A 13,753-nucleotide genomic window follows, 5' to 3' on the forward strand; every position below is an offset into this window, starting at 1 on the left:
CGTCAGGGCGGCGTCTGGTGGCCGCGTCTGTCGTTACGCGGACGCGCGTGGTGGCGCGATCTGCATGCGGTCGGCGGCGTGTGGCTCGCGCTCGGCGCGCTGTTCTTCGTGTTGAGCGGGCTGCCGTGGTCGGGCTCGTGGGGCAAGGAGTTCAAGGCGCTGGCGACCTCGGCATCGCTTGGTTATCCGAAGGGCGCGTGGGGCGAGGCCCATGTGCATTCGGCGGCGCCATCGCCGAACGGCGGCGAGGATATGCACGCGATGCACGATGGCATGAAGATGGACGACCTGCCGCTGCATCAGACGCCGTGGGCCGTCGGCGCGACGACGGTGCCGGAAAGCGCGGCGGCGGCATCGGCGACGCGCGTCTCGCTCGATTCGGTGATCGCGATCGCATCGAAAATGGGCGTGAAGGACGATTACGGCATCGCGCTGCCGCGCACGGCGACGGGCGTCTACACGGTGTCGTACTTCCCGCCCGATCCGCGCGACGAGCGCACGCTGCATATCGACCAGTACAGCGGCCGGGTGCTGTCGGATATCGCGTACAAGGATTACGGCGAAGTCGCGCGCGCCATTTCGTACGGCACGTCGCTGCACATGGGACGCTACTTCGGCATGGCCAACCAGATCGTCAGTTCGGCGATTTCGCTCGGCCTCGCGGCGCTGGCGATCAGCGGCTTCGTCATGTGGATGAAGCGCCGTCCCGTGCGCAAGCTCGGCGCGCCCGCGCGTCCCGCCAAGCGTCCGCCGATGCGCGCTTGGCGCGGCAGCCTGACGATCCTCGGCGCGATCTTTCCGCTGATGGGCGCGACGATGCTCGCGGTCTGGTGTCTCGACCGGATCGCGTTCGGGCGCCGCGGCGCGAACGCCTGACGCGTTAGTTCGATCCGAAGCGCAAGCGCGTAAGCTGCTCGGCTTCGTTCGACAGCAAACGCGCCGCGTCGCGGATCGCGACATCGAGCGTGATCGGGCCGGGCGCGGGCGAGAAGCATCCGCTGAAGTATTCGGACAGACGCGTCAGCGCCGCCGAATCGACCGCGCCGGACAGCAGCGTGGCCGGCAGGCCTGCATCGCGCGCGTGCTTGCAGGCGATGAACGGCGCCTTGCCGTGCAGCGTCTGCACGTCCGAACGGCCTTCGCCGGTGATCAGCCAGTTCGCGCCTTCCAGCGCGGCATCGAGCCCGATCTCGCGCGCGACGACTTCCGCGCCGGTCTCGAAGCGCGCGCCGAGCATGTGCAGCGCGAAGCCGAGGCCGCCGGCCGCGCTCGCGCCGGGTTCGTTGCGTTTCGCGACACCCATCGCCGGTTCGAGCACATCGGCAAAATGGGCGAGGGCGGCGTCGATTTCGGCGATCTGCTCCGGCGTCACGCCTTTCTGCGGCCCGAAGATCGCGGTCGCGCCGTGATCGCCGGTAAGCGGATTGTCGACGTCCGACATGCCGACGAATTCCGCCTCCTTCACACGCGCATCGAGCCCCGATGCATCGATGCGCGCGATCTTCGCAAGCGCCGAGGGCACCGGTTCGAGCTCGACGCCGTTCGCATCGAACAGCTTCAGCCCGAGGCCGACGAGCAGGCCCGCGCCGCCGTCGTTGGTGCTGCTGCCGCCGAGCGCGACGAAGAACTTGCGCGCGCCTGTATCGAGCAGCGCGCGGATCGCCTCGCCCATGCCGAGCGTGCTGCGCTCGGTGACCGGCACGGCCATGCCGTCCGGATCGGTAATGCCGACCACTTCGGCCGTCTCCAGCATCGCCGCGCCGTCGGCGAGCAGGCCGGTTGCGGCATCGCGCCGCGCGGACGATGCGCCGCGCACGTTCAGCAGACGTCGTTCGCCGCCGGCGGCGAGCATCGCGTCGAGCGTGCCTTCGCCGCCGTCTGCCATCGGACGAATGCGGATCTCGGCGTCCGGCCGCGCGCGCCGGATGCCTTCCGCGATGGCGTTGGCGACGCCTTCGGCGGAAAGGGAGCCCTTGAAGGAATCGGGAGCGATGACGACGACGGGAGCAGGCATGGTGAGTGTCTCGATGTTTTGTGATCTTGAAGGACGCACTCGAAGCGCGGCCGCGCGGCCTTATCTATGCCGCTTGCGCATGCAGTCCATGCGTCACCGCAATGCGGCGCGAGGGCGGCCGCTCAGGTGCGGATTTCACGCGTCGCCAAGCTTATCAGCGCGACGCGCCCCGCAAAATAGCGGTGCTGCGATAGCCGGCATTGTGCTCGCCGCCGATACACCGGAAAACGCGGATTTATGCCGAAATCGCAGGGAAAATCGTGCCAAAACCGGCTGAAACAGACCATGAACCGATCCATCGCGGGGCCTCGCCATTTGTTTGCTAAAATGCTTGGCTCTGTTTGACGGCACCGCGTCGGCGGCGGTCTGAACGCCGAAAGTCCGTGCTCGCGCACAGGCTCCGAGGTTCAGCGCGCCTGCCGGCTTTCGGCTTGGCTCACGCAGAAACCCGACGGACCCGCGCCTTTAGAACCGCGGAAGAACCGAACACCGAACATCGAAATACTCTAGGACGATCAAAGTCATGGCTAACGTTGAAAATCTCGGCAAGCTCGAACGCCGCGTCACCATCTCCCTGCCGAAGGACACCGTGCAGAAGGAAGTCGATTCGCGCATTCGCCAGTTGGCCAAGACCGTGCGCATGCCGGGTTTCCGCCCGGGCAAGGTGCCGCTCAAGATGGTGTCGCAACAGTACGGCGGCCAGGTCGAAGCAGAAGTGCTGAGCGACAAGGTCGGCAAGGAATTCTTCGACGTGACGCGCGCCGAGAACCTGCGCGTGGCCGGCCAGCCGAGCTTCGCGCCGACGGCCGAAGACTACGCGTTCGACGCGACCTTCGAGGTGTACCCGGAAGTGAAGCTGGGCGATGTGGCAACCGCTGAGATCGAGCGCACCGTCACCACCATTTCCAAAGCCGAAGTCGATCGCACGCTGGATATCCTGCGCAAGCAGCGCGTGCACTTCCACGCACGCGGCGAAGGCGGCGAGCACGGCGACGGCGGCACGGACACGGCAGCCCAAAACGGCGACCGCGTGACGCTCGACTTCGTCGGCAAGCTCGACGGCGTCGCATTCGAAGGCGGCAGCGCGACCGACTTCGCATTCGTGCTGGGCGAAGGCCGCATGCTGCCCGAGTTCGAAACCGCCACTACCGGCCTGAAGGTCGGCGAATCGCGCGACTTCGACCTCAAGTTCCCCGAGGACTACCACGGCAAGGACGTCGCCGGCAAGACCGCGCAATTCACCGTCACCGTGAAGAAAATCGAGTGGCCGCATATGCCGGAAGTCGACGGCGAGTTCGCCAAGTCGCTCGGTATCGAAGACGGCGATCTGACCAAGATGCGCGGCGAAATCAAGGATAACCTCGAGCGCGAAGCCAAGCGCCGCACGCAGCAGATCGTGAAGAATCAGGTCATGGACGCGCTGCTGAGCATTTCCGAACTCGACGTGCCGAAGGCGCTGATCGAGCAGGACCAGCAGCGTCTGGTCGAAATGGCCCGTCAGGATCTGCAGCAACGCGGCGTGCCGAATGCCGCCGACGCACCGATCCCGGCCGAAATGTTCGCCACGCAAGCCGAGCGCCGCGTCAAGCTGGGCCTGGTTCTGGCCGAACTCGTGAAGGCCAACGAACTGCAGGCGAAGCCCGAGCAGATCCGCGCCGAAGTCGACGAATTCGCCAAGAGCTACGAAGACCCGAAGGAAGTCGTCCGCTGGTATTATTCGAACCAGCAACGCCTCGCCGAAATGGAAGCGTATGTCGTCGAAAGCAATGTCGTCGACTTCGTGCTCGGCAAGGCCAAGGTGACTGACAAGGAAGTCAGCTTTGAAGAACTGGCCAGCGCAACGGCGCAAGCCTGACGCGTAGGGCTTGAGGGCGTGCGGGGTCGTCGGCGTTGACGGCCCCCACGCCTTTTTTGCATTAAAGTTGTGCGTCGGCCTGCCGTTCTTCAGGTTGTGCCCTGTGGTCAGTATCCCTATTCCGAATAAGGAAATTGCATGACCTTTCGCGCTGAATTGCTCGACACGTTGGCGTCCCACGCACCGCGGGACTTCGAAGCCCAGGCGCTCGGCCTCGTTCCGATGGTCGTGGAAACGAGCGGCCGCGGCGAGCGTGCCTATGACATCTACTCGCGTCTCCTGAAAGAGCGCGTGGTGTTCCTCGTTGGCGAAGTCAACGATCAGTCGGCGAACCTCGTGGTCGCCCAGTTGCTGTTCCTCGAAAGCGAAAATCCGGACAAGGACATCAGCCTGTATATCAACAGCCCCGGCGGTTCGGTGTCGGCGGGTATGGCGATTTACGACACGATGCAGTTCATCAAGCCGGACGTGTCGACGCTGTGCATGGGTCTCGCCGCGAGCATGGGCGCGTTCCTGCTGGCCGCCGGCGCGAAGGGCAAGCGCGTCGCGCTGCCGAACGCCCGCGTGATGATCCACCAGCCGCTCGGCGGCGCGCGTGGTCAGGCGTCGGACATCGAAATTCAGGCGCGCGAAATCCTGTATCTGAAGGAGCGTCTGAATCAGTTGCTGTCGCATCACACGGATCAGCCGGTCGAGCGCATCGCGCGCGACACGGATCGCGACAACTTCATGTCGGGCGACGATGCGCAGGCATACGGTCTCGTCGACCAGGTGCTGCACAAGCGCCCGTAAGCGTCGGATTGGCGTCCGGAGTGACGCCGTGCCGGTTCTGAAGTAACTGGCAAATACGGCGCAAACGCCCTTCGGTCGGGCCTCGCGCGCATGAAACTGCGTGGCCGGATCGAAGGGCGTATCTTGTAACAAGAGTGTCCGGAGGCTTACACTTTTATGGCGGACAAAAAAGGTTCCAGCAGCGAAAAGCTGCTGTATTGCTCGTTTTGCGGAAAGAGCCAGCATGAGGTGAAGAAACTCATCGCGGGGCCGTCGGTGTTCATCTGCGATGAATGTATCGACTTGTGCAACGAGATCATTCGCGACGAGGCAGCCGGCGCGGCGGAAGAGGCCGGGCTGACCAAGTCCGACCTGCCGAGCCCGCAGGAAATCAGCGACATCCTCAATCAGTACGTGATCGGCCAGGAACGCGCGAAGAAAATTCTCGCGGTGGCCGTGTACAACCATTACAAGCGTCTCAAGCATCTCGACAAGAAGGACGAAATCGAGTTGTCGAAGAGCAACATTCTCCTGATCGGGCCGACCGGTTCGGGTAAGACGCTGCTCGCGCAGACGCTGGCGCGCATGCTGAACGTGCCGTTCGTGATCGCGGACGCGACGACGCTGACCGAAGCCGGTTACGTCGGCGAGGACGTCGAGAACATCATTCAGAAACTGCTGCAGAACTGCAACTACGAAGTCGACAAGGCGCAGCGCGGCATCGTGTATATCGACGAAATCGACAAGATCAGCCGCAAGTCGGATAACCCGTCCATCACGCGCGACGTGTCGGGCGAGGGCGTCCAGCAGGCGCTGCTCAAGCTGATCGAAGGCACGATGGCGTCGGTGCCGCCGCAAGGCGGACGCAAGCACCCGAATCAGGATTTCATTCAGGTCGATACGACCAACATCCTGTTCATCTGCGGCGGCGCGTTCGACGGGCTTGAAAAGGTCATTACCGATCGTACGGAAAAGACCGGCATCGGCTTCGGCGCGAGCGTGAAGAGCAAGCAGGATCGCGACGCGGGCGAAGTGCTGCGCGAAGTCGAACCGGAAGATCTGATCAAGTTCGGTCTCATTCCCGAACTGATCGGCCGTCTGCCGGTGGTCGCGACGCTCGGCAAACTGGACGAAGCCGCACTGGTCAAGATTCTCATCGAGCCGAAGAACGCGCTGGTGAAGCAATATCACAAGCTGTTCGGCATGGAACGTGTGGAACTGGAAATCCGTCCCGCCGCGCTGCAGGCCATCGCCCAAAAGGCGATCCGCCGCAAGACCGGCGCGCGCGGTCTGCGCTCGATCCTGGAGCAGGCCTTGCTGGACGTGATGTACGAACTGCCGACCATGAAGGGCGTCTCGAAGGTGATCGTCGACGACAACACCATCGATGGCGACGGCAAGCCTTTGCTCATCTATGAAGATGCGCCGAAGGTAGCGGGTTCCAACTGAAGTAGGCTGTGTGTCGGCGAAAGGCCGTTCATGGCGACGTGAACGGCCTTTGTTTATTTTTTCGGTTTATTGTGGACGTTACTGACGCGAACTTGGACTAACGACTTTTCCCTTCCGATAAAGGCTTGCAATAGCGCTTACCGGCCTTAAATACGAACGAACCGATTCCATTACTGGGGAAATGAAATGTCAGGAACCCAACTCCTGCCGCAGGAACGCATCACGCTGCCGCTGCTCCCGCTGCGCGACGTAGTTGTATTCCCGCATATGGTGATTCCGCTCTTCGTGGGGCGGCCCAAGTCGATCAAGGCCCTGGAAGCCGCGATGGAAGGCGGCAAGCACATCATGCTCGTCGCCCAGAAAACGGCGGCGAAGGACGAGCCGACCGAAAAAGACATGTACCAGGTGGGATGTGTCGCCAACATCCTGCAAATGCTCAAGCTGCCCGACGGCACGGTGAAAGTGCTCGTCGAGGGTTTGCAGCGCGCGAAAACGCTCTCGATCGAGGAGCAGGAAACGCAGTTTTCCTGTGACGTGATGCCGCTCGAGCCCGATCACGCCGACAGCGCCGAAACCGAAGCGCTGCGCCGCGCGATCGGCTCGCAGTTCGATCAGTACGTGAAGCTCAACAAGAAGATTCCGCCGGAGATCCTGACGTCGCTGTCGGGTATCGACGAAGCGGGTCGCCTTGCGGACACCATCGCCGCGCATCTGCCGCTCAAGCTCGACCAGAAACAGCACATCCTCGAGATGTTCCCTGTTATCGAGCGTCTGGAGCATCTGCTCGCGCAGCTCGAAGCCGAAATCGACATTCTTCAGGTCGAGAAGCGCATCCGTGGGCGCGTGAAGCGTCAGATGGAAAAGAGCCAGCGCGAGTACTACCTGAACGAGCAGGTCAAGGCCATCCAGAAGGAACTGGGCGAAGGCGAGGAAGGTGCGGATCTCGAAGAACTCGAGAAGCGCATCGCGGCCGCGCGCATGCCGAAGGAAGCCAAGAAGAAGGCCGATGCGGAGCTCAAGAAGCTCAAGCTGATGTCGCCGATGTCCGCGGAAGCGACCGTCGTGCGCAACTACATCGACACGCTGATCGGCCTGCCGTGGCGCAAGAAGAGCAAGGTCAACAACGACCTCTCGAATGCGGAACGCGTGCTCGACGAAGACCACTTCGGTCTTGAGAAGGTGAAGGAACGCATTCTCGAATATCTCGCGGTTCAGCAACGCGTCGAGAAGGTCAAGGCGCCGATTCTCTGCCTCGTCGGGCCGCCCGGTGTGGGTAAGACGTCGCTTGGCCAGTCGATCGCGCGCGCCACGAACCGCAAGTTCGTGCGCATGGCGCTCGGCGGCGTGCATGACGAGTCCGAGATTCGCGGTCACCGTCGCACGTATATCGGCTCGATGCCCGGCAAGATTCTGCAAAGCCTGACCAAGGTCGGCGTGCGCAATCCGCTCTTCCTGCTCGACGAAGTCGACAAGATGGGTATGGATTTCCGCGGCGATCCTGCCTCGGCGCTGCTGGAAGTGCTCGATCCGGAACAGAACCACACGTTCGCGGACCACTACGTCGAAGTGGACTTCGACCTGTCGGACGTGATGTTCGTCGCGACGTCGAACTCGCTGAACATTCCGCCGCCGCTGCTCGACCGGATGGAAGTCATCCGCCTGTCGGGTTACACGGAAGACGAGAAGGTCAGCATCGCGCAGCGTTACCTGTTGCCGAAGCAAAAGCGCAACAACGGCCTGAAGGACGGCGAGATCGACGTGGCGGAGCAGGCAATCTGCGACATCATTCGTTACTACACGCGTGAAGCGGGTGTGCGTTCGCTCGAGCGTGAAATCTCGAAGATCTGCCGCAAGGTCATGAAGATGCTGCTGCTGAAGAAGGCCGAAGGCGCGGTGAAGGTCGAGGGCGGCAATCTCGATACCTTCCTCGGCGTGCGCAAGTACGACTTCGGTCTGGCCGCGAAGGAAAACCAGACCGGTCAGGTCACGGGTCTCGCGTGGACGGAAGTCGGCGGCGATCTGCTGACGATCGAAGCCGCGGTCATGCCGGGTAAGGGCGGCGTGATCCGCACGGGTTCGCTCGGCGACGTGATGAAGGAATCCGTCGAAGCAGCGCGCTCGGTGGTTCGGTCGCGTTCGCGTCGTCTGGGTATCACGGATGAGTCGTTCGAGAAGAAGGACATCCACATCCACGTGCCCGAAGGCGCGACGCCGAAGGACGGTCCGTCCGCCGGTATCGCGATGACGACGGCACTGGTGTCGGTGCTCACCGGTATTCCGGTGCGCGCGGATGTCGCGATGACGGGCGAAATCACGCTGCGCGGCGAAGTGCTGCCGATCGGCGGGTTGAAGGAGAAGCTGCTGGCGGCGCATCGCGGCGGCATCAAGCTCGTGCTGATCCCTGAAGAGAACACCAAGGATCTGGCCGACATTCCCGACAACGTGAAGAACGCCATCGAGATCGTGCCGGTTCGCTGGATCGATCGCGTGCTGGAACTGGCGCTCGAACGTCTGCCCGAAGCGTTGCCCGAGGAAGAAGCGAAGGCTGCGCCCGTCGCTGCCGAAGCGAAGAAGGATGCACCCGCAACCGGCGATGTCGTAAAGCACTAAGCCCGGCTGTTGAGCAAGCTGTTCTAAAAACCCGCGAGCCTGTCTCGCGGGTTTTTCTTTTGGTGAGCGCACACCGATGTTGTCCTCTAAAGCGCGCCGCATCAGGCGTAACCCTCGTTGACACCACGGTTTCGTCTACGTTTAATGAGTCCGCGTCGCAAACGGACGTATCGCTGAGGCGAACCAGAACGAACACATCGTGCCAACACGGATTCGGGGATCACAATGAACAAGACGGACTTGATCGACCATATCGCGCAGGAAGCGGAGATTTCCAAAGCGACCGCGCAATGCGCGCTGGAAGCGGTCATCGGCGGCGTGAGCACGACATTGAAGAAGGGCGGAACGGTCACGCTCGTGGGCTTCGGCACGTTTGCCGTGGGCAAGCGAATTGCGCGAACGGGCCGCAATCCGCGTACCGGAGCGGCGATCAAGATCGAGGCCGCAAAAGTGCCGAAATTTCGCCCTGGCAAAGCGCTGAAGGATGCGCTAAACTAGCGGACTCGCTGGATACGGAACCACTTTAGCGGTCACACGTCCAGCGAAGCGCATCGCACAAGATCGGGTGCTTAGCTCAGTTGGTAGAGCGGCGCCCTTACAAGGCGTAGGTCGGGAGTTCGAGCCTCTCAGCACTCACCAGTCCGGTCGCCATGCAAAGGAGCGGTAGTTCAGTTGGTTAGAATACCGGCCTGTCACGCCGGGGGTCGCGGGTTCGAGCCCCGTCCGCTCCGCCAGACATCGAAGATCCCGTCAGCTTCACGGTTGACGGGATTTTTCTTTTGGCTTCGCATAAATAAGTATTCCTAATCTTGATGTCGGCGCGCGAGAGGCGTGAATGAGCGCATCGTGACGTTCGCTCGCAAGTAACTGATTAAATTGCAGAAATTTCATCGGTCGCGATAAAACCGCCGATCGCATCGGCAAATCCCGGCCGGCTTTCGCCTTTTCCCCTCCCACTGTTGTAATATCGAGCGTTTTGTTCTAATTACGCAGCGCTTCGCATGCTCGATTTCTTCCGCAATCACCAGCGCCTGATGATGGCTCTGCTGATCCTGATCATTGTGCCGGGTCTTGGCATGGTCGGGATTCAGGGTTTCAGCAACTATTTCGACGAAAGCGCCTATGTCGCCAGCGTGAATGGTCACAAGATCACGCGCGCCGAATTCGACAGTGCCTTCAGGCAGCAAATCGACCGCGCCCGCTCCATGCTCGGCGCGCAATTCGATTCCAAAATGTTCGACTCGCCCGAGACGCGCGCCGCAATGGTCGACAGCCTCGTGCAGCAACGCGCGCTGTCGGACGAGACGCAACGTCTGCATCTCACCGCATCGGACGATGCCGTGCGTCGCGCGCTGCTGAACGATCCGGTCATCTCGTCGCTGCGCAAGCCCGGCGGCTCGATCGACCTCGATCGTTACAAGCAGCTGCTCGCCATGCAGGGCATGACGCCCGCGCAATACGACGAGCATATGCGCTATTCAATCGCGGCCGAGCAGATTCCCAACAGCATCCAGCAGACGGCGTTCACGTCCAAGACGCTTGCGCAGAGTCTGACCGAGCTCGCCGAGCAGAAGCGTTCGGTGCAGGGCTTGTCGCTGCGCACGGCGGACTACGCATCGAAGATTCAGCCGACCGATGCGCAACTGAACGCCTACTACGACGCGCATCGCAACGATTTCGCGACGCCCGAGACCGCGACGATTCAGTATCTCGTGCTGTCGCCGGCGTCGATCGCGGCCGCATCCAAGCCGAGCGATGACGATCTGAAGAAGTTCTACGACGACAACATCCAGCGCTATCGCACCGAGGGCGAAGGGCGCGCGAGCCACATCCTGATCAACGCGCCGAAGGATATGAGCGCGGCCGACAAGGCGAAGGCCAAGCAGAAGGCCGAGGATATCCTCGCGCAAGTGAAGGCGCATCCGGACCAGTTCGCACAGATCGCCGAGAAGAACTCGGACGATCCGGGTTCGGCGGGCAAGGGCGGCGATCTGGGCTACTTCGCGCGCGGTCAGATCGCGGGGGGCAAGGCCTTCGACGATGCCGCCTTCGGCCTGAAGAAGGGCGAGGTGAGCAGTATCGTCGAGTCGGATTTCGGTTATCACATCATCCAGGCAACGGACGTGAAGCCTGCCGAGACGAAGCCGCTCGATCAGGTCAAGGATCAGGTCGCGAAGGACTACGCGGCACAAGCCGGCACGAAGGGCTTCGTTGACGACGCGCAAGGTTTCACCGACACCGTCTACGAGAAATCGAAGACGCTGCAGGCCGCCGCCGACAAGTACAAGCTGACCGTTCAAACCGCAACGGTCGGTCCGAAAGCGAATCCGCAATTGCCGCAAGACAATCCGCTGAATAACGCGAAGTTCCTCGCGGCCGTGTTCGCGCCGGATTCGGTGAAGGAGCACAACAATACGCAAGCCACCGACGTGGGCAACAACACGCTCATCTCGGCGCGCGTGACGGATTACAAGCCGTCGGCGGTGCCGGCCTTCGATGCGGTGAAGGACGCCGTTCGCACAAAGGTCATCGCTGAACAGGCGGCGGCCATGGCGAAGAAGGAAGGCGAAGCCAAGCTCGCCGAGTTGCAGAAGTCGAAGGCAACCGATGGCTTCACGTCGCCGATCAGCGTCTCGCGCAACGACGCGCAAGGTCTTCCGCCGGCCGCGCTGGCCGCGATCTTCAAGACCGATGCCGCGAAGCTGCCGGCTTACGTCGGTGTCGATCTGGGCGCGGACGGCTACGCGATCTATCGCGTGAACGGTGTCGACAAGGCCGCGCCTGTTGCAGCGGACCGTCTGACGGGCGCGCAGCAGCAGATCTCGCAGGTCTACGCGCAAGCCGATATGGAAGCGTATGTGAACTCGCTGAAGGCGCGTTCGAAGGTCAAGCTGAGCACGGCGCCCATGCCATCGTCGAATCAGTAATCGGTAAGACAGCGCTTCGACGTGGCAAAGAAAAAGCCCGCAACCGAAAGGAAGCGGGCTTTTTCACATCCGCGGGAAACTCAGGCGATTACAGACACGCCTGGATATCGCCGGTCGCCTGGCTGCCTGCCGCGCCCGATGCGCGGAAGCCGACCCACGAACCCGGACCCGACACGGCCGGACGAATCACGGCTGCGGCGCCAGTCGGCGGCGGCTGACCCGGAACGAAGACGTCGACGGCCTGATCGTTGGCCATCACATCTTGCGAGACGACTTGCTGCTGCGACTTGTCGGCCCACGCATGCGCGACGCATTGCGCCACCACGCGCGGCGCCTTCGTGCTCGAGCCGACTTGCTGCACGCCTGCGGGCGGCTGCGCGGCGCATGCGGTGATCGCGATGGTCAATGCCAGCAGAGGCGCGTATTTCACGTTTTTCACGTTTTCTCCTTGTAGAGGCGCTCGAAGCGCGAGCGTGTTGATCAGAGTGACGCGAAAGATCAGATAACTATCCGATAACTGAGTCGTGGCCGTGTTCCGCGTTTCTGTATGAGCTGTCGCGGCGGCGTCCTGGTCAATGGGACGCACTAGTGCTCAGCAAGGGTTTCAAGCTTGGCCAGACGTTGTTCAATAGCAATGGCTGGGCCTGCACCGTCGGATGAATCTGATCCGACTGGAACATCGACGGTTGATCGGCGATTCCCGCGAGCAGAAACGGCACCAGCGGAATGTTCTTTTCTTTTGCGATCTGCTCGTACATCGCGTGGAACTTCTGCGTGTAGTCGGGGCGCGTAATTGGGCGGAACGTACATGCCGATGAGTAAAACCTTCGCATGCGCGGCCCGCGATGCATCGACGATACCGCGCAGATTCGCCTCGGTGGTCTCGAGCGGCACGCCGCGCAGCGCATCGTTGCCGCCGAGCTCGACGACCACGACGGCAGGCTTCAGGCGCGTCAGCACGGCCGTAAGCCGCGCGCGTCCGCCGCTGGCGGTGTCGCCGCTGATGCTCGAATTGGCGACGCTATAATCGAAATGCTCTTGCGTGAGCTTCTGACGCAACAGATTCACCCAGCCGGTATCGCGCGGCAGGCCGTATTCGGCGGAGAGGCTATCGCCGAGTACGACGATGGCGGGCCGCTGTGTATCGGCGGCGCGCGCGGCGGTCGGTGCAAGCGCCGGTGCGATCGCCAAGGCGAAAGTCATCGCAGACACGCGGACGAAGCCGCGCCAGTTCTCTTTCAAAGTGTCCATGCAAAACAATATCGAGCCGGTCATCGAAGTACGGGGTTTGTGCAAGCGGGTGAAGAACGCAACGGGCGAGCTCACGATTCTCGACAACATCGATTTGTCCATCGCGAAGGGCAGCAGCGTGGCGATCGTCGGGGCATCGGGCTCGGGCAAGTCGACTTTGCTCGGCCTGCTCGCCGGGTTGGACAGCGCAAGCGACGGCTCGGTTCGTCTGCTCGGCCGCGAGTTGTCGACGCTGAACGAAGATGATCGCGCGGCGTTGCGCAGCGGCGCGGTCGGTTTCGTGTTCCAGTCGTTCCAGTTGATGCCGCATCTCACCGCGCTCGAAAACGTCATGTTGCCGCTCGAATTGCGCGCGGAGCTGCCGCATGCGGAGATCGCGTCGCGGGCGCGTGCGCTGCTCGATCAGGTCGGGCTCGCGCAACGCACGGCACATTATCCGAAGCTGCTGTCGGGCGGCAAGCAACAGCGCGTGGCGCTCGCGCGCGCGTTCGTCACGCATCCCGCCGTGCTGTTCGCCGACGAACCCACCGGCAGCCTCGATGCCGCCACCGGCTACGCGATCATCGATCTGATGTTCGAGATGAACCGCCGCAACGGCGCGACGCTCGTGCTCGTGCTCGTGCTCGTGCTCGTGCTCGTGCTCGTGCTCGTCACGCACGATACCGAATTCGCCGAACGCTGCGACGCGACCGTGACGATCGAAGCAGGGCGGCTCATCAACGGCATCGGCGTATAATCGGCATAGGGGTGGCCAGCAAGCTGGCCGGTCCCCTGCCACACCACCCTGCCACACCACCCGGCGTGCGGGTCCGCACCGGGCGGTTCGGGAAGTTGAGGTTATGTGAGGCGAGGCATGCCAAGACGATCGAAGTAGGC

Annotated in this window: 9 protein-coding genes, 2 tRNA genes and 2 pseudogenes; 10 read left to right on the forward strand and 3 right to left on the reverse strand. The window is 62.4% G+C overall.

Annotated elements, in window-relative coordinates; translation table 11 throughout:
- On the forward strand, positions 1 to 876 hold an 876-nt coding region (locus BVER_RS21605), incomplete at its 5' end, for a PepSY-associated TM helix domain-containing protein (protein ID WP_198155322.1).
- 4 nt (positions 877 to 880) lie between these two features.
- Here BVER_RS21605 and BVER_RS21610 read toward each other — a convergent pair.
- Positions 881 to 2,014 carry a glycerate kinase gene (locus BVER_RS21610; protein ID WP_050455026.1) on the reverse strand — a complete coding sequence of 378 codons (1,134 nt, stop codon included), beginning with the start codon at positions 2,012 to 2,014 and terminating at the stop codon, positions 881 to 883.
- Between the two features lie 523 nt (positions 2,015 to 2,537).
- Here BVER_RS21610 and tig point away from each other — a divergent pair.
- The 8 genes and pseudogenes from tig (at position 2,538) to BVER_RS21650 (ending at position 11,626) form a co-directional block, all read left to right on the forward strand.
- Complete coding sequence (gene tig, locus BVER_RS21615) at positions 2,538 to 3,869, forward strand: trigger factor (protein ID WP_050455027.1); 1,332 nt, start codon at positions 2,538 to 2,540, stop codon at positions 3,867 to 3,869.
- Between the two features lie 138 nt (positions 3,870 to 4,007).
- A complete protein-coding gene (gene clpP, locus BVER_RS21620) occupies positions 4,008 to 4,661 on the forward strand; it encodes an ATP-dependent Clp endopeptidase proteolytic subunit ClpP (RefSeq protein WP_050455028.1) in 654 nt (217 codons plus the stop codon).
- Between the two features lie 156 nt (positions 4,662 to 4,817).
- A complete protein-coding gene (gene clpX, locus BVER_RS21625; RefSeq protein WP_050455029.1) occupies positions 4,818 to 6,089 on the forward strand; it encodes an ATP-dependent Clp protease ATP-binding subunit ClpX in 1,272 nt (423 codons plus the stop codon).
- 186 nt (positions 6,090 to 6,275) lie between these two features.
- Positions 6,276 to 8,699, forward strand: a complete 2,424-nt coding sequence (lon, locus tag BVER_RS21630; protein ID WP_050455030.1) for an endopeptidase La — start codon at positions 6,276 to 6,278, stop codon at positions 8,697 to 8,699.
- Positions 8,700 to 8,903: 204 nt separating this feature from the next.
- A pseudogene (locus BVER_RS21635) lies at positions 8,904 to 9,197 on the forward strand (HU family DNA-binding protein); the annotation flags it as partial.
- A gap of 65 nt (positions 9,198 to 9,262) precedes the next feature.
- Positions 9,263 to 9,338 (forward strand) — tRNA-Val (locus tag BVER_RS21640).
- Between the two features lie 18 nt (positions 9,339 to 9,356).
- Positions 9,357 to 9,433: transfer RNA gene (locus tag BVER_RS21645), tRNA-Asp, on the forward strand.
- A gap of 267 nt (positions 9,434 to 9,700) precedes the next feature.
- On the forward strand, positions 9,701 to 11,626 hold the full coding sequence (locus tag BVER_RS21650) for a SurA N-terminal domain-containing protein (RefSeq protein WP_050455032.1): 1,926 nt from the start codon (positions 9,701 to 9,703) through the stop codon (positions 11,624 to 11,626).
- Between the two features lie 88 nt (positions 11,627 to 11,714).
- On the opposite strand, the gene BVER_RS21655 is transcribed toward BVER_RS21650, so the two are convergent.
- Both BVER_RS21655 and BVER_RS21660 read right to left on the reverse strand, forming a co-directional pair.
- Positions 11,715 to 12,056, reverse strand: coding sequence for a hypothetical protein (locus tag BVER_RS21655; protein WP_050455034.1), 342 nt, complete (start codon positions 12,054 to 12,056; stop codon positions 11,715 to 11,717).
- 142 nt (positions 12,057 to 12,198) lie between these two features.
- Positions 12,199 to 12,829, reverse strand: a pseudogene (locus BVER_RS21660) (arylesterase).
- 46 nt (positions 12,830 to 12,875) lie between these two features.
- Here BVER_RS21660 and BVER_RS21665 point away from each other — a divergent pair.
- Positions 12,876 to 13,613, forward strand: coding sequence for an ABC transporter ATP-binding protein (locus BVER_RS21665; protein WP_050455033.1), 738 nt, complete (start codon positions 12,876 to 12,878; stop codon positions 13,611 to 13,613).
- The last annotated feature ends 140 nt before the right edge of the window (positions 13,614 to 13,753 follow it).

It is taken from the genome of Candidatus Burkholderia verschuerenii, from assembly GCF_001189365.1.
Lineage (GTDB): Bacteria > Pseudomonadota > Gammaproteobacteria > Burkholderiales > Burkholderiaceae > Caballeronia > Caballeronia verschuerenii.

Coding starts and splice junctions, on each gene's coding strand:
- BVER_RS21665 (WP_050455033.1), top strand. CDS start 12,876: ATGCAAAACAATATCGAGCCGGTCATCGAAGTACGGGGTTTGTGCAAG.
- lon (WP_050455030.1), top strand. CDS start 6,276: ATGTCAGGAACCCAACTCCTGCCGCAGGAACGCATCACGCTGCCGCTG.
- tig (WP_050455027.1), top strand. CDS start 2,538: ATGGCTAACGTTGAAAATCTCGGCAAGCTCGAACGCCGCGTCACCATC.
- BVER_RS21650 (WP_050455032.1), top strand. CDS start 9,701: ATGCTCGATTTCTTCCGCAATCACCAGCGCCTGATGATGGCTCTGCTG.
- clpX (WP_050455029.1), top strand. CDS start 4,818: ATGGCGGACAAAAAAGGTTCCAGCAGCGAAAAGCTGCTGTATTGCTCG.
- BVER_RS21610 (WP_050455026.1), bottom strand. CDS start 2,014: ATGCCTGCTCCCGTCGTCGTCATCGCTCCCGATTCCTTCAAGGGCTCC.
- clpP (WP_050455028.1), top strand. CDS start 4,008: ATGACCTTTCGCGCTGAATTGCTCGACACGTTGGCGTCCCACGCACCG.